The sequence below is a fragment of the Pseudomonas sp. B1(2018) genome, from assembly GCF_003097365.1.
GTDB lineage: Bacteria > Pseudomonadota > Gammaproteobacteria > Pseudomonadales > Pseudomonadaceae > Aquipseudomonas > Aquipseudomonas laurylsulfatiphila.
The window spans coordinates 261,970-277,239 of sequence record NZ_PYUK01000003.1 but is presented as its reverse complement, the minus strand read 5'-3'; the positions used below and the strand labels follow the sequence as shown (position 1 = coordinate 277,239).

Annotated in this window: 13 protein-coding genes; 7 read left to right on the top strand and 6 right to left on the bottom strand. The window is 59.1% G+C overall.

Annotated features, from left to right (window positions below; genetic code table 11):
* Positions 1-127 precede the first annotated feature (127 nt).
* The 3 genes from kdpB to kdpF are packed head-to-tail and all read right to left on the bottom strand — an operon-like array spanning position 128 to position 3,989.
* Positions 128-2,185, bottom strand: coding sequence for a potassium-transporting ATPase subunit KdpB (gene kdpB / locus C9422_RS06385; protein ID WP_116580052.1), 2,058 nt, complete (start codon positions 2,183-2,185; stop codon positions 128-130).
* An 11-nt stretch (positions 2,186-2,196) separates the two neighbouring features.
* Complete coding sequence (kdpA, locus tag C9422_RS06380) at positions 2,197-3,891, bottom strand: potassium-transporting ATPase subunit KdpA (RefSeq protein WP_116580051.1); 1,695 nt, start codon at positions 3,889-3,891, stop codon at positions 2,197-2,199.
* An 8-nt stretch (positions 3,892-3,899) separates the two neighbouring features.
* Positions 3,900-3,989: a K(+)-transporting ATPase subunit F gene (kdpF, locus tag C9422_RS06375; protein ID WP_007899818.1), complete on the bottom strand. Its 90-nt coding sequence runs from the start codon at positions 3,987-3,989 to the stop codon at positions 3,900-3,902.
* A gap of 344 nt (positions 3,990-4,333) precedes the next feature.
* On the opposite strand from kdpF, the gene rfbB reads away from it, so the two are divergent.
* From rfbB to C9422_RS06345, 6 genes are all read left to right on the top strand, one after another.
* Complete coding sequence (gene rfbB, locus C9422_RS06370; protein WP_116580050.1) at positions 4,334-5,416, top strand: dTDP-glucose 4,6-dehydratase; 1,083 nt, start codon at positions 4,334-4,336, stop codon at positions 5,414-5,416.
* Complete coding sequence (gene rfbA / locus C9422_RS06365) at positions 5,413-6,288, top strand: glucose-1-phosphate thymidylyltransferase RfbA (RefSeq protein WP_116580049.1); 876 nt, start codon at positions 5,413-5,415, stop codon at positions 6,286-6,288. Before rfbB ends, rfbA begins: the two co-directional genes overlap by 4 nt.
* Before the next feature lie 46 nt (positions 6,289-6,334).
* The gene (gene rfbD / locus C9422_RS06360; protein WP_116580048.1) at positions 6,335-7,204 is read left to right on the top strand and encodes a dTDP-4-dehydrorhamnose reductase; all 870 of its coding nucleotides are present in this window, start codon (positions 6,335-6,337) and stop codon (positions 7,202-7,204) included.
* A gap of 260 nt (positions 7,205-7,464) precedes the next feature.
* Positions 7,465-8,829, top strand: a complete 1,365-nt coding sequence (gene eat, locus C9422_RS06355; RefSeq protein WP_116580047.1) for an ethanolamine permease — start codon at positions 7,465-7,467, stop codon at positions 8,827-8,829.
* A 141-nt stretch (positions 8,830-8,970) separates the two neighbouring features.
* Positions 8,971-9,138: a DUF2897 family protein gene (locus C9422_RS06350; protein ID WP_079246726.1), complete on the top strand. Its 168-nt coding sequence runs from the start codon at positions 8,971-8,973 to the stop codon at positions 9,136-9,138.
* A 167-nt stretch (positions 9,139-9,305) separates the two neighbouring features.
* Positions 9,306-9,863 (top strand): TetR/AcrR family transcriptional regulator, encoded by a 558-nt coding sequence (locus C9422_RS06345; protein WP_116580046.1) that lies wholly within the window; start codon positions 9,306-9,308, stop codon positions 9,861-9,863.
* On the opposite strand, the gene fabF is transcribed toward C9422_RS06345, so the two are convergent.
* The gene (gene fabF / locus C9422_RS06340; RefSeq protein WP_116580045.1) at positions 9,860-11,134 is read right to left on the bottom strand and encodes a beta-ketoacyl-ACP synthase II; all 1,275 of its coding nucleotides are present in this window, start codon (positions 11,132-11,134) and stop codon (positions 9,860-9,862) included. The genes C9422_RS06345 and fabF overlap by 4 nt on opposite strands.
* Positions 11,135-11,165: 31 nt before the next feature.
* Entirely contained in the window at positions 11,166-11,960 is a 795-nt protein-coding gene (locus tag C9422_RS06335; RefSeq protein WP_116580044.1) for an SDR family oxidoreductase, read from the bottom strand.
* 486 nt (positions 11,961-12,446) lie between these two features.
* Between C9422_RS06335 and C9422_RS06330 the strand changes: the two genes are divergently transcribed.
* Entirely contained in the window at positions 12,447-13,727 is a 1,281-nt protein-coding gene (locus C9422_RS06330) for a Wzz/FepE/Etk N-terminal domain-containing protein (RefSeq protein WP_116580043.1), read from the top strand.
* A 151-nt stretch (positions 13,728-13,878) separates the two neighbouring features.
* Here C9422_RS06330 and C9422_RS06325 read toward each other — a convergent pair whose 3' ends face one another.
* A complete protein-coding gene (locus C9422_RS06325) occupies positions 13,879-15,249 on the bottom strand; it encodes a TolC family outer membrane protein (protein ID WP_116580132.1) in 1,371 nt (456 codons plus the stop codon).
* Between the last annotated feature and the right edge of the window lie 21 nt (positions 15,250-15,270).

Sequence of the window (15,270 nt, the reverse complement as noted above, 5' to 3'; positions counted from 1 at the left end):
TCACGGGAAAAACCTGTAGGAGCGAGCTTGCTCGCGATGTAATTGAGAGCACCGCGTACAGTCAGCAAGCACGCGTTATCGTTAACCACCATCGCGAGCGAGCTCGCTCCTACAGGGGCATGTTCAGTCAAACCAGATGCAACGCCGTCAACAGCATGTCGATCGCCTTGATGCCCACGAACGGCACCAGGATCCCGCCCAGGCCATAGATCAGCAGATTGCGTCGCAGCAACGCCGCCGCACTCGCCGCCTGCACGCGTACACCGCGCAATGCCAAGGGAATCAGCACCACGATGATCAACGCGTTGAAAACAATCGCCGACAGAATCGCGCTCTGCGGACTGCTCAGGTGCATCACGTTGAGCACACCCAGTTGCGGGTAAATCGCGGCGAACAGCGCCGGCAGGATCGCGAAGTACTTGGCCACGTCGTTGGCGATGGAAAAGGTCGTCAGCGCACCGCGGGTGACCAGCAATTCCTTGCCGATCTGCACCACGTCCAGCAACTTGGTCGGGTCGCTGTCGAGGTCGACCATGTTGGCCGCTTCACGTGCCGCTTGGGTGCCGTCGTTCATCGCCATGCCGACGTCCGCCTGGGCCAGTGCCGGGGCATCGTTGGCGCCGTCGCCGCACATGGCGACCAGGCGACCGTCGTTTTGCTCGTGACGAATGCGCGCCAGTTTTTTCTCCGGCGTGGCTTCCGCCAGCACATCGTCCACACCGGCCTCAGCGGCGATGGCGGCTGCAGTCAACGGGTTGTCGCCGGTGACCATGACCGTGCGAATGCCCAGCTTGCGCAACTCGGCAAAACGCTCGCGGATACCGGGCTTGACCACGTCCTTGAGGTGGATCGCGCCGAGCAACTTGCCGTCGGCGCAGACCAGCAAGGGGGTGCCGCCGCTTTGCGCGATCTTGTCGATTTCGCGGGACAGGGCCGGTGCCAGGTCAGCACGTTTCAGGCCGACGAAGGCCAGCAATGAATCCACCGCTCCCTTGCGGTACACACGCCCTTGATAGTCGACACCGGACAAGCGGGTTTCGGCACTGAAGGGCACGGCTGTCAGCAGGTCGGCGGACGGTTCCGGTTGCGGATGAGTGCCACGCAGGTACTCGACGATCGACTTGCCTTCAGCGGTGTCGTCGGCCAGCGACGCCAGCAACGCGCCTTCGGCCAATTCCTTGCCTGTCACGCCTGGCGCGGCATACACCGCCGAGCAACGACGGTTACCGAAGGTGATGGTGCCGGTCTTGTCCAGCAGCAGGACGTGCACGTCCCCCGCCGCTTCCACCGCACGACCGGACTTGGCGATCACGTTCAGCCGCACCAGACGATCCATGCCGGCGATACCGATGGCCGACAACAGACCGCCGATGGTGGTCGGAATCAAGGTGACCAACAGCGCCACCAGGAACACCAGCGGCAAACTGCCGTTGGCGAAGTGGGCGAACGGTTGCAGGGTGACAACCACCAGCAGGAAGATCAGGGTCAGGCCGATCAGCAGGATGTCGAGCGCCACTTCGTTCGGGGTTTTCTGGCGTTTGGCGCCTTCGACCAGGGCGATCATGCGGTCCAGGGTCGACTCACCAGGGTTGGCGGTGATCTTCACCAACAGCCAGTCGGACACCAGCCGTGTGTTGCCGGTGACGGCCGAGCGGTCGCCGCCGGACTCACGAATCACCGGTGCCGACTCACCGGTAATCGCCGCTTCGTTGACCGCTGCGATGCCTTCGAGCACTTCGCCGTCACCGGGAATCATCTCCCCGGCTTCGACACGCACCACATCGCCCTTGCGCAGACTGGTGGCCGGCACGACCTGAAAGGTGCCATTGCTGGTTTTGCGCCGGGCGCTCAAGCCTTCGCTACCGGCCTTGAGGCTGTCGGCGCGAGCCTTGCCACGACCTTCGGCCAAGGCTTCGGCGAAGTTGGCGAACAACACGGTGAACCACAGCCACACGGCAATTTGCGCGGCGACGAAGGTCGGTACGGCCGTATCGGGAATGAAGCACAGCACGGTGGTCAGGATCGCGGTCAGTTCGACCACCAGCATCACCGGCGCACGTTGCAATTGCCGTGGGTCGAGCTTGACGAAGGCTTGCACCAGCGCCGGGCGCCACAGGGCCGAGATCGCGGTTTTCGGTTGTTCCGGCGCCTTGACGGCGACGGTTTTGGATACGGGCATATTCATCTTCAACTTCCTCAGAAGGCCATGCTCAGATGTTCAGCAATCGGGCCCAGCGCCAAGGTCGGCAGGAATGTCAGGCCGCCCACCAGCAAAATGGTCACGGTCAGCAAGGTCACGAACAGCGGGCCGTGGGTCGGGAAGCTGTTCTGGCCGATCGGTGCGGTTTTCTTCATCGCCAGGCTGCCGGCCAGGGCCAGAACCGGGAGGATGTAACCGAAGCGACCGATCAACATACCCAGGCCCAGCATCAGGTTGTGAAACGGCGTGTTGGCACCGAAGCCACCGAACGCCGAACCGTTGTTGGCACTGGCCGAGGTGTAGGCGTAGAGCAACTGACTGAAACCGTGGGCGCCGGGATTGCTCACCGAGGCCACCGGGCCTGGCAGGCTGGCGGCAATCGCGCCGAGCACCAATACGCCAATCGGCATGACCATCAGGGTCAGCACCAGCAATTGCACTTCCCTGGCTTGCAGCTTCTTGCCGAGGTACTCCGGCGTACGACCGATCATCAGGCCAGCGAGGAACACCGCGATCAGCACGTTGAGCAACATGCCGTAGAGCCCGGCACCAACGCCGCCGAAAATCACCTCGCCGACCATCATGTTGACCAGCGCGACCATCCCGCTCAGCGGGTTGAGGCTGTCGTGCATGCCGTTGACCGAACCGTTGGACGCGGCCGTGGTGGTCACCGACCAGAGCACCGTGGCGGTAGTGCCGAAACGCGCTTCCTTGCCTTCCAGCGGCGCAGTCTGCTCGACGGCGACGTTGTTCAGGATGGGGTTCGGCTGGTATTCAGCCCATAGTGAGGTCGCGCCGCCGATCAGGAACAGCGCCAGCATGCAGGCAATGATTGCGCGACTCTGACGCAGGTCCTTTACGTAGTGGCCGAAGGTGAACACCAGTGCCACCGGGATCAGGATGATCGAGGCCACTTCGAACAGGTTGCTCCAGGCCGTCGGGTTCTCGAACGGATGCGCCGAGTTGACGCCGAAGAAGCCGCCACCGTTGGTGCCCAATTGCTTGATCGCAATCTGGCTGGCAGCCGGGCCCAGTGGAATGACCTGATCGACGCCTTGCACCGTCACCGCATTCACGTACTGCGCGAAGGTTTGCGGCACGCCCTGCCAGACCAGGTACAGCGCCAGCAACAGGCACAACGGCAGCAGGCCGTAGAGGGTGGCGCGGGTCATGTCGACCCAGAAGTTGCCCAGCGATGCAGTGGATTTGCGCCCGATGCCGCGGCACAGCGCAACCAGTACGGCCAGGCCGGTGGCGGCACTGACGAAGTTCTGCACGGTGAGGCCGGCCATCTGGCTCAGGTAGCTCAGGGACGCCTCGCCGCTGTAAGCCTGCCAGTTGGTGTTGGTCATGAAACTGACGGCGGTGTTGAACGCCAGCGTCCACTCCTGGCCCGGCAGGTTTTGCGGGTTCAGCGGCAAATGGTCCTGGAACAACAGGATCGCGAACAGCAGCAGGAAACCCGCAAGGTTGAAGGCGAGCAAGGCCAGCGCGTACTTCTGCCAGCTCTGTTCGGCCTGCGGATCGACGCCGGCCAGGCGATAGCAACCGCGTTCGACGGGGCCCAGGACCGGCGACAGCCACGTGCGCTGACCCTCCATTACCTTGTAGTAGAAGCGCCCGAGAAACGGCGCCGGGACCAATACCAGGGCGAAAAACCCGAGGATCAGCCAATAGTCATAACTGTGCATAGCCGCTCCTAGTTCCGGTCCGCGCGCAACAGCGCAACCAACAGATAAATGAACAGCCCCACTGCCAACAGCAGTGACACCCCGTCCAGAACGCTCATGGAAGTTCTCCGTGTTACGGCGTATTGCCGCGTGTGGAGTCATTGTCGGAAAAGAGGCTGTAAAGGAACGAGACCGAGGGTGCGGGCCGGACATAAAGAATGCGTAAAGAGTGGGTTTACGCTGGGGTTACGGGGGTGCGCGATGGCGTTCCGGTACGCAAAAAACCGCGAGGGTCGTACCTGGAACTCCAAATTGTGCGCAAGAGTAGTGAGTGACGGCGGCAACTCATGGATAATCGAATCTGATCGGCGCGACGCAACCAAATGGGTCAAGAGCTCTTGCACCTCCCCGCTCGCGCCTGCAAGCTACCGCCATTCGCATTACTGAAAAAGGCTGGCCCAACGTGCGTATCCTCATTACCGGCGGAGCCGGCTTCATCGGCTCGGCCCTTGTTCGCGAGCTGATCCAACACACCGGGCATGAAGTGCTCAACCTGGACAAACTGACGTATGCCGGCAATCTCGAATCGCTGACCAGCATCGCCAACGACACGCGCTACGAGTTCGTTCAGGCCGATATTGTCGACCAGGCCACCGTCAGTGCTGTGCTGGCCCGCTTCCAGCCTCACGCGATCATGCACCTGGCAGCGGAGTCCCACGTCGATCGTTCCATCGACGGGCCATCGGAATTCATCCAGACCAACATCGTCGGCACCTACAGCCTGCTCGAAGCTGCCCGTGCCTATTGGCAAGCCCTCCCGGAGCCCGAGAAAAGCGCATTCCGCTTTCATCACATCTCCACTGACGAGGTTTACGGCGACCTGCACGGTGTCGACGACCTGTTTACGGAAACGACGCCCTACGCCCCCAGCTCACCCTACTCCGCCAGCAAGGCTGCGTCCGACCATCTGGTCCGCGCCTGGCAGCGAACCTATGGCTTGCCGGTGCTGCTGACCAATTGCTCGAACAATTACGGGCCTTTCCACTTCCCCGAGAAACTCATTCCGCTGGTCATCCTCAATGCCCTGGCCGGCAAGCCGCTGCCGGTGTATGGCAACGGCCTGCAAGTGCGCGACTGGCTGTTCGTCGAAGATCACGCCCGGGCCCTGCTCAAGGTGGTGACCACCGGCACCGTCGGCGAGACCTACAACATCGGCGGGCACAACGAACAAAAGAACATCGACGTGGTGCGCGGCATCTGCGCCCTGCTTGAAGAACTGGCACCGCACAAGCCTGAGGGCGTTGCGCATTACGCCGACCTGATCACGTTCGTCCAGGATCGTCCTGGTCATGACGTACGTTACGCAATCGACGCCGGCAAGATTGAACGCGAACTGGGCTGGGTGCCCGAAGAGACCTTCGAAACCGGCCTGCGTAAAACCGTTCAATGGTACCTGGACAACCTGGAGTGGTGCCGCCGTGTCCAGGACGGCAGCTATCAAGGTGAACGCCTTGGCGCCATCAATCCCAAGGAGCTGCTCGCATGATGAAAGGCATCGTTTTGGCGGGTGGCTCGGGCACGCGCCTGCACCCGATTACGCTCGGCGTGTCGAAGCAACTGTTGCCGGTCTACGACAAGCCCATGATCTACTATCCGATCTCGGTGCTGATGCTGGCCGGCATCAAGGACATCCTGCTGATCTCTACCCCGCAGGATCTGCCGCAGTATCGCAACCTGCTGGGTGACGGCAGCCAGTTCGGGGTGAACTTCAGCTTTGCCGAGCAGCCCTCACCGGACGGCCTGGCCCAGGCTTTCCTGATTGGCGAGGCGTTCATCGGCGATGACCCTGTGTGCCTGATTCTGGGCGACAACATCTTCCACGGTCAGCACTTTGGCGAACAGTTGCAGAACGCGGCACAACGCTGCTCCGGCGCCACCGTGTTCGGTTACTGGGTCAAGGACCCCGAGCGCTTCGGTGTCATCGACTTCGACAGCGACGGCCGTGCGCTGTCGATTGAAGAAAAACCGAAAAAGCCGAAATCCAGCTATGCCGTTACCGGCCTGTATTTCTACGACAACGATGTGATCGAAATCGCCAAGGCGGTGAAACCTTCACCTCGCGGCGAGCTGGAAATCACCGACGTCAACAATGCCTATCTGCAACGCGGCGACCTGCAGGTCGAGCGCTTTGGTCGAGGCTTCGCCTGGCTCGACACCGGCACCCACGACAGCTTGCTCGAAGCCTCTCAATACGTGCAGACCATCGAACACCGCCAAGGCCTCAAAGTCGCCTGTCTCGAAGAAATAGCCTATGAAAATGGCTGGATCGACCGCGAACAGCTGCTGGAACGCGCCCGGTACTTTGGCAAGACCGGTTATGGCCAGTACCTGGCCAAACTGGCAGGGGAAGAACAGTGAGCCTGTGTGAGCCGGATTTGCCTCGTGAAGAGACTGGGCTGCTGTCATGAAAGTACTCATCAATGGCCGCAACGGTCAGGTCTCCCATGAGCTGCAACGGCGGCTGGGGGGAATTGGCGAACTGATCGTATTGGGTCGCGATCAGCTTGATCTCGCGCAACCCGATCAGATTCGCCGCCAGGTGCAAAACATCAGGCCCGACCTGATCATCAACGCGGCGGCCCATACCGCGGTCGACCTGGCAGAAAGCGAGCCGCAAACAGCCTTCGCCATCAACGCGATCGCACCCGGCATCCTCGCCGAAGAGGCGCTGGCTCTGGACATCCCGTTGATACATTACTCCACGGACTATGTTTTCGACGGGTTGAAAGCCGGACCTTACAACGAAGACGACACGCCCAATCCGCTCGGGGTATACGGCAAGAGCAAGCTGGCCGGTGAACAGGCGATCAAGGAGGTGCAAGGCAAACACCTGATCCTGCGTACCAGTTGGGTCTATTCAACCCATGGCCGCAACTTTCTGTTGACGATGCAGCGCTTGCTGCAAGAGAAACCGGAGTTGCGTGTAGTCGCCGATCAAATCGGAGCCCCTACCTGGGCCGGCACAATCGCCAACAGCACCCTTGCCCTGATTGAGCACTGGCAGTCGAACGAAGTGGCCAACTGGGGCACTTATCACCTGAGCGCACAAGGTGAGACTTCCTGGTTCGGTTTCGCCCAGGCAATCGGTGAGGCATTGCGACAGCAGGGCAAACCCTGCGCCGCCCTGTTACCGATCCCGTCCAGCGACTATCCGACGCCTGCCGCCCGGCCGCTCAACTCGCGCCTGGACTGCAGTCGCTTGCAACGGGATTGGGGCGTCAGCCAACCTGACTGGCAGACGGCGCTGCGCGAGTGCCTTACCGAACAAACCTGAACATCAACGGCAGCCCGCACCTGCCTTGAAACACAACGTATCCGCATCGCAGCGGCGTCGTGTAGCAGACAGGCGGGCTTGCTCGCGAAAGCGGCATTTGCAGCAACGACGCCCCCGACTGACGCACAAAATCCGCACAATCAGACGCGAACATCTCCGATACGACGCCTTTCAGCCCATTACGACGCACCCAGGCGAAATGGCACGCCCACTGCACCGGCTTCCCCCCGAGCGTTCCAAACCACTCAGGGAGCAAGTGCATGAACACACAACTCAAACCCACGCTGGGCACGTTGCATCTGTGGGGCATCGCGGTCGGGCTGGTGATTTCCGGGGAGTATTTCGGCTGGAGTTATGGCTGGGGCGTGGCCGGGACCTTGGGCTTTCTGGTGACCTCGTTCATGGTCGCCACCATGTACACCTGCTTCATCTTCAGTTTCACCGAGCTGACCACCGCCATTCCTCACGCTGGCGGTCCCTTTGCCTACAGTCGTCGCGCCTTTGGGGAAAAAGGCGGATTGATCGCCGGCCTGGCGACATTGATCGAATTCGTCTTCGCCCCACCGGCGTTTGCCCTGGCCATCGGCGCCTATCTCAATGTCCAGTTTCCAGCCCTGGACCCGAAACATGCGGCAGTCGGTGCCTACATCCTGTTCATGGGTCTCAACATCCTCGGCGTGAAACTGGCGGCGACCTTCGAGCTGGTGGTCTGCGTGTTGGCTGTCGCTGAATTGCTGGTGTTCATGGGCGTGGTCGCGCCGGCGTTCAGCTTCAGTAACTTCGCCCTCAATGGCTGGGCCGGCAGCGACGTGTTCGGCGCTCCGGCGATTGCCGGAATGTTCGCGGCGATCCCCTTTGCCATCTGGTTCTTCCTGGCCATCGAGGGCGCCGCCATGGCCGCCGAAGAAGCCAAGGACCCGAAACGCACCATTCCCAAGGCCTACATCAGCGGTATTTTGACTCTGGTGCTGCTGGCGATGGGCGTGATGTTCTTCGCCGGTGGCGTCGGCGACTGGCGCACCCTGTCGAACATCAACGACCCGCTGCCCCAGGCGATGAAAACCGTGGTCGGCGAAAGCTCGGGCTGGCTGCACATGCTGGTGTGGATCGGCCTGTTCGGCCTGGTGGCGAGTTTCCACGGCATCATCCTTGGCTATTCACGCCAGTTCTTCGCCCTCGCCCGCGCCGGCTACCTGCCGGCGTCCCTGGCCAGATTGTCGCGCTTCCAGACGCCGCACCGGGCGATCATCGCCGGCGGCGTGATCGGCATCGCGGCGATCTACAGCGACGGTTTGATCAACCTCGGTGGCATGACGCTGACGGCAGCAATGATCACCATGGCGGTGTTCGGCGCCATCGTCATGTACATCATGAGCATGCTCAGCCTGTTCAGGCTGCGCAAAACCGAGCCGAACCTGGAACGCACCTTCCACTCCCCATGCTACCCGCTGGTACCGTTCATTGCGCTGATGCTGGCGGTGGTGTGCCTGGTGGCGATGGCCTGGTTCAACACCCTGATCGGCCTGATCTTCCTAGGCTTCATGGCCGCAGGTTTCGTGTACTTCACGCTCACTGCGCAATTGCGCGCCGACGCACCGGCGGATGCGATGCTGACCGGACTTTGAAAGCGTTCAAGTGATCCTTGGACAACAGGCATAGAATGGGGGTGATAGCGATGGAACTGCGATGAAACCCCGTCACTCAAAGTGCTATACGCGATTGGTTGACGAACCCTCGTCGACCCGCCTGCTTTCAAGGAGAGTCCTATGCCCTGGTATGCCTGGTTGATTCTGGTCGTTGCCATCGGCTCGATCGTTGGTGGTCTGATGATGCTGCGCGACACCGCCAACAAAGTCGAACTGACCGAAGAGCAACGTAAGCGCGTCGCCGAACGCAATGCGGAAATGGACGCCAAGGAAGCGCAGGACCGCTGAATGAAAACCCCGCCTTGAACGGCGGGGTTTGTTTTTGCGTGGCTTGCCCTGAAATCATGCCGCTTTGTACCCATATCGAAGCATCTGCATGCTTTTTAGACGTAGAAGTACAGTCACCATGCAATTTTCATTGGTTAATATGGGCCGCATTGATGCGGAGATATCAGATGCGTTACTCGCAGGACCATAAAGCCCAGACCCACCAACGCATAATCAAGGAAGCTTCAGCACGATTTCGACGCGACGGTATCGGCGCGACCGGGCTGCAACCCCTGATGAAAGCACTGGGCCTGACTCACGGTGGCTTTTACTCGCACTTCAAGTCCAAAGACGAACTGGTGGAAAAAGCCTTGCAAGAGGCTGGTGCACAAGTCGACGAGTTGTGCACGCAAATCTTCGCCGAGGAGCATCCACTCGAAGCCTTCATCGACACTTACCTTTCCGAGTGGCATCAAACCTCACCCCACGAAGGCTGCCCGCTGTTGACCATTTCTTCGGAACTGGGGCTGCGTGGCCAACCGAGCCCGACCAGCGACGTCGTGCTCCAGGCGCGACTCGATCAGATTCGGCACACCCTTGACGGAGAGCACACCGCCGAGCGCAGCATCGTCATCATGTCTACGCTGGTCGGCGCCTTGCTGTTATCGCGCAGCGTGGCCGACGCCGGGTTTGCCCAACGGATTCTCGACGTCGCACGCGAACACCTCAAACACCCGCAGGATTAATCCTGCCAACGCTTGAACAACACACTTGCATTGACCCCGCCAAATCCGAAGCCGTTGGACAACGCATATTCGATGGCCATCGGCCGTGCGCTGCCATGAACAATGTCCACGCCTTCAGTGGCAGGGTCCGGGCTTTCGAAATTGAGGGTCGCCGGCACGACCTGGTCGCGAATCGCCAGCAGCGTAAAGATCGCTTCGAGTCCACCCGCAGCACCGAGCAAATGCCCGGTTGCCGACTTGGTTGATGTCACGGCAATGCCATTTTGCGCCCCGAACAATGCCTTGATCGCCGCCAGCTCACCCAGATCCCCCACCGGAGTCGAGGTCGCATGAGCATTCAGATGCTGGACCTGCGCCGGTGAAACACCGGCCTGTGCCAATGCCAACGACATCGCTCGCCGCGCACCGCTGCCGTCCTCGGGACCGGCGGTCAGGTGATAGGCATCCGCGCTGGTGCCGTAGCCAACCAGCTCCGCCAGGGGCTTGGCGCCCCTGGCCAGCGCATGGTCCAAAGACTCGATGACCAGCAGCCCGGCCCCTTCACCCATGACAAAGCCATCGCGACCACTGTCGAAAGGTCGTGAAGCGCGCTCAGGCGTGTCGTTGTAGGCACTGGACAAGGCGCGAGCAGCGGCGAACCCTGCAAGGCTGACCCGGTCGATCGCCGCTTCCGCACCGCCGCACACCGCGATATCCGCCTCACCCGCGCGAATCATCCGCGCCGCGTCGCCAATCGCCTGAACCCCGGCGGCGCATGCCGTGACCGGCGCACCCAATGGACCCTTGAAGCCATGCTGGATCGAGACATGACCGGCCGCAAGGTTGACCAGAAATGAAGGAATAGTGAATGGAGACAAACGCCTCGGACCACGGCTATCGGTAGTCCGCACCGCGTCGGCAATCGCGCCGAAACCACCCACGCCTGAACCGATGATAGTGGCCGTGCGTTCCTGGGCATTGGCATCCAGCGCTTGCCAGCCGGCTTGCTCCAATGCCTGACGCGCGGCTTCCATGGCGAACAGAATGAAGCGGTCCATCTTCTTCTGTTCCTTGGGTGGAGTCGCCAGGTCCGGATCGAAACCCGCCTGGGGATCATCTGCCAGCGTCGGCACCGCACCGCCGACCTTGGCCGGCAGATCGGCAACCACCTCATCCGGCAGATTGCGCAGCCCGGAACGCCCGGCCAACAGCCGCTCCCAGACCACTTCGACACCGCTCCCCAGCGGCGACACCAGGCCCATGCCTGTTACAACCACACGACGATCACTCATACCACTCACACCTCGATCTGGTTGATGCCACTTACCGATAACGGGCAGCAGCCTTGCTTTTCGACAGGTTAGGCGCCATCACAAGACGCGCCGCCACGAACGCATTCCAATCCGCCGCATCGGGCAATGAAGGAATAGTGATCAACTCACCCTGATCCAGACCCGACAATGCAGCATCGACCATCTCACCCGCCTCCATCACCATGTCCGCAGGAATTTGTGACGCGTCGATGCCGGAGCGCTCCCAGATTTCGGTTCGGGTCACACCGGGCAGCACCGCCTGGATCTTCACCCCGGTGCCGTCCAGTTCGGCGTTCAACGATTGAGTCAGGCTCAATACATAGGCCTTGCTGGCGCTGTAGGTCGCATTGAAACGCTCGGGAAACAAGGCCACCACCGAAGCAATATTGATGATTGTGCCGCGTCCGGCCTTGGTAAAACCGGCTGCGGCCGCCGCGGCCAATCGCGTGACAGCGGTGATGTTCAACTGAATCATTCGCTCCAGTTGGTCGAGATCGGCATTGGCCAAAAGCCCGTCCGCCGCCACACCGGCGTTATTGAGCAACAGACTGATACTCGAATCGCTGCGTAACCGTTGTTCGAGCTGCAGCACGTCTGCTTTTTGAGTCAGGTCCGCCGTCAGCACCTCAACCTTGATCCCATGCTCCGAGCGCAGTTTGCTCGCGGCCGCTTCCAGCCGCTGCTCGTCGCGAGCCACCAGCAACAAATCAAAACCACGGGCCGCCAACCGCTCGGCGTAAACCGCCCCGATGCCGGACGAAGCACCGGTGACAAGGGCCGTACCTTGGGACTGAACTGAATTCATGACAGTGCTCCTGAAAGATGCTGAGGGACGCCTGACACCAACGCACACTGGCGCAAGCCGTATTCATTATATGCATAATTTATACGCAATATGATAGTCGTAATTTTATTTCTCGAGAAACGCTCGGCTCTCGTCGGTGACCCTGCCAGAATGAGAGTAGACCCTGAATGAGCATGAAACCGCGCCGGCCCTGTGCGATGGAATGAATGGTATTGCGGGCTGACCGATCAATGGTGGGGGATAAACAATGCGCTTTAAGGGTACCTTGGGGACAGGGGGGGCATGCGTAGAACCAGTCCTTGAGCCATCGAAGCGATGCCAGACCGGCCTTGCATACGTATTTGCGACTGCTTCTCACCCTTGCTGTTTGGTAGCAAATGCAGGAAAATCCAAAAAAATTTAACCGGATGTAAATTTTTCAACCTGGATGACAATATTTTTCCAGAAACACTTTTGGAGCGTCTATCCAAACTTTCAGAGCGCGCAATGAACATTCCAGTAAATACAATTAATACTCCCGGACACGAAGTTGCTGAAGTAAAGGAGCTTATTGGTAGCCTCTGGAGCCAACGGGCGATTGTTTTACTGTTTACTGCACTGACTGTTACCGCCGCTATTGCTTACGCCCTGTTGGCAACTCCGGAATACGAAGTTGAAACTACTATTCGACCTGTTCCACTGGCTGACCTGGACGAGTTGAACGAGTCCGGACTTTACAAAATCCTGCCAAATGATGCCCTGAATAACGTTGGCTCATCAATGCAGTCTTATGATGTCCGCCTTAAATTCTTCCAGGCCAACCCGCAGTTCCTTGCACCCTTGCAGGTGCCAGGGCAATCCCTTGAAGAGACATTTGAAAAATTCAACGAAAAAGCATTTTCGCTTGAAAAAATCGACCCTAGGAAAAGCTCCAGTCTTACCGAAGCCGTTGGCCTTAGTCTCAGATACCCTCAGGGTGTAGATGGCGTAGGCATCTTGAGAGCCTTTACCGACTTCGTCGTTAAAGCAGAGAAAGAAAAAGCTGCCGCGAACTTGAAAACACTCGTTGCCAACCGTATCGACAACGTGGAAAAGAAGCTTGAGTCAAAAAAATCCGTCTATGAGGCGGAAAAAGATTCAAAAATTGCCCACTTGCTGGAAAGCGACAAGTTAAAGAAACAAACACTTCAAGACGAACTCAAAGCACTGCGTCAACAACTGCAAAGCCGCAGACAAAATCGCATCAAAGAGCTTGATGAAGCTATCGTCATCGCCAAGAAACTCGGCATTGTAAAACCCACCACGCCCTCGGCGCTGGGAGATGGAGAGCAGGCACATCAAGGCAACATGATCCGCACGGAAGTCAACAATCAGAAAATACCGTTGTACTTCCTGGGACAGGCGGCACTGGAAGCAGAACGTGCCACCTTGGTAGCCCGTAATTCCGATGACTTCACCGAGCCACGTATTGATGAGATTCAAAAAGAACTCAGCCTGTTGGCTACAAACCGCGAAGCGGCACTTCTCAAAGAGCGGGATAACTCTGAGCTGTTTCTCAAGGACTTCGCAGGCATACGCGGAGAGTTAACTCACTTGAAACAGCTGAGTGTAAACTTCGATCAATTCAACCTGGTACAAGTTGATAAAGATGCGACGGCACCTCAAGCGCCTATAAAACCCAAGAAAGCCCTGATCGTCGGATTTGGCCTGATCTTCGGATTCATTCTCGGCGTGGGTGTCGCCATTCTGCGTCGCGCCCTGCTTTCAATGCATCTATCTCGTCGTTGATTGTCGAGAGCTGCGCTTGCTCCGCAGGCGCGGCCCGAGTTGATCTATTGTTTTAATCCCCGCCTTAATCGCTGTAAAAACCAACATCGTTTTTTTTCGACGCGCCATCTTGTCCAACGCGATACGCCAAGAGCGGTAAACAGGCGACCACTTATTCGCGCAATGTCTCGGGTGAAGTGATCACCTGATCATTCCCGCTCAACCAGACATTGACGTTCTCGACACTTTCTTGCGACAACTTTCCGGCCCAGCGATTCAGAATAAAAAGGTTGGTTATAAAATCGTATTGGGTCTTGAGCAGATCGCGACGTGCCGTGAACTCATTCTGCACCGCCGTCAATACATCCACGGCATTAACCACGCCGTAGGTGAATGCCTTTTCCGCGGCTATGCGTGACTGCTCGGCCGAAGCCAGTGCATTGCGATTGGCACGAATCTTTTCCACGCTTGAATCTGCAGTCAAATACGCGTTAGTCGTTTCCTTGACCACCTGACGACGTGTCGCCACCAACTGCTGTTCCGCGGTGAGCTGATCCTGATACAACTGCCTGACCCGTGCGGACGTCGCACCACCGCTATAGATCGGAATCTGTACCCCAACACCCGCGACATAGCTGTCGGTCTGCGGCGCCAACGAATTGTTGTAACCCTCGTTCGTCTGCTGTGCGCTAAGGTTCAGATTGACCGTGGGATAGTGCCCGCCCTTACCAGCGCGCAGGGCAGCCTCCGCAGCCTCCTGGGCATTTTCACTGGCCTTGATCGCCGGATTGTCGGCGATCGCCAGATTCACCCAACTCTCCAGGCTTTCGGCGGACACCTTCAATTCGACGTCATTACGTACACGGCTCAGCTTCTCTTTGACCGGCCGTCCGATAATCTCCGACAACGCGACTCGGCTCAGACTGGACTGGTTCCGTGCATCGACTTCCTGGGCGGCCAGCGAATCGACTCGAGCCTGGAGATCCAGCAAATCGGTCACCATTGCCAACTGTTTGCTGTAGAGCGCACTGACCCTGTCGAGGTTTTTCTGGGTAGCCCTGCGCTCGGCCTGCACCAGTTCAAGTTCATCATCGGCAGCCAATGCAGCGAAGTAACGCTGCGCAAGATCCACCGTGGCCTCGGCCTGAGCCTCCTTTGATTCGGAGTCCGCCTGCTTTGCCAGGCTCTTGAAGTGCTGGTAGTTTTCCCAGGCAGCCTTGTTATACAAAGGCTGGGTCAACCCCACCGAATAATTGCGGCTGTTGTAGGCCTCGTCGATCTGAAGGTTGGTCTGTTTGATCCGGTTGAAACCGGCGTTAGCCGTCACCGAGGGCAACAGACTGCCAAATGCCTGGTTTTGCTGTTCGACCCCGGATTGAGCCTTGGAGTAAGAAGCGATCACCCGAGGGTCTTCCAGACGTGACTCGCGATACAACTGCATCAAGTCAACCGAGTAGCTCTGTTTACTGACCGAAGCCGTTGGCGGTGTCGCAATAGAGGAGCGGGCGACCGGCGCTTCGGCGGCGTGGACAGGCAATGCCATCGAACCCAATACCAGGCAGGG

What these genes read in the sequence shown, in the direction of transcription:
- C9422_RS06325 (WP_116580132.1), bottom strand. Translation starts at nt 15,249, where the DNA reads ATGGCATTGCCTGTCCACGCCGCCGAAGCGCCGGTCGCCCGCTCCTCT.
- fabF (WP_116580045.1), bottom strand. Translation starts at nt 11,134, where the DNA reads ATGAGTGATCGTCGTGTGGTTGTAACAGGCATGGGCCTGGTGTCGCCG.
- eat (WP_116580047.1), top strand. Translation starts at nt 7,465, where the DNA reads ATGAACACACAACTCAAACCCACGCTGGGCACGTTGCATCTGTGGGGC.
- C9422_RS06345 (WP_116580046.1), top strand. Translation starts at nt 9,306, where the DNA reads ATGCGTTACTCGCAGGACCATAAAGCCCAGACCCACCAACGCATAATC.
- kdpF (WP_007899818.1), bottom strand. Translation starts at nt 3,989, where the DNA reads ATGAGCGTTCTGGACGGGGTGTCACTGCTGTTGGCAGTGGGGCTGTTC.
- kdpB (WP_116580052.1), bottom strand. Translation starts at nt 2,185, where the DNA reads ATGAATATGCCCGTATCCAAAACCGTCGCCGTCAAGGCGCCGGAACAA.
- C9422_RS06350 (WP_079246726.1), top strand. Translation starts at nt 8,971, where the DNA reads ATGCCCTGGTATGCCTGGTTGATTCTGGTCGTTGCCATCGGCTCGATC.
- kdpA (WP_116580051.1), bottom strand. Translation starts at nt 3,891, where the DNA reads ATGCACAGTTATGACTATTGGCTGATCCTCGGGTTTTTCGCCCTGGTA.
- rfbA (WP_116580049.1), top strand. Translation starts at nt 5,413, where the DNA reads ATGATGAAAGGCATCGTTTTGGCGGGTGGCTCGGGCACGCGCCTGCAC.
- C9422_RS06330 (WP_116580043.1), top strand. Translation starts at nt 12,447, where the DNA reads ATGAACATTCCAGTAAATACAATTAATACTCCCGGACACGAAGTTGCT.
- rfbD (WP_116580048.1), top strand. Translation starts at nt 6,335, where the DNA reads ATGAAAGTACTCATCAATGGCCGCAACGGTCAGGTCTCCCATGAGCTG.
- C9422_RS06335 (WP_116580044.1), bottom strand. Translation starts at nt 11,960, where the DNA reads ATGAATTCAGTTCAGTCCCAAGGTACGGCCCTTGTCACCGGTGCTTCG.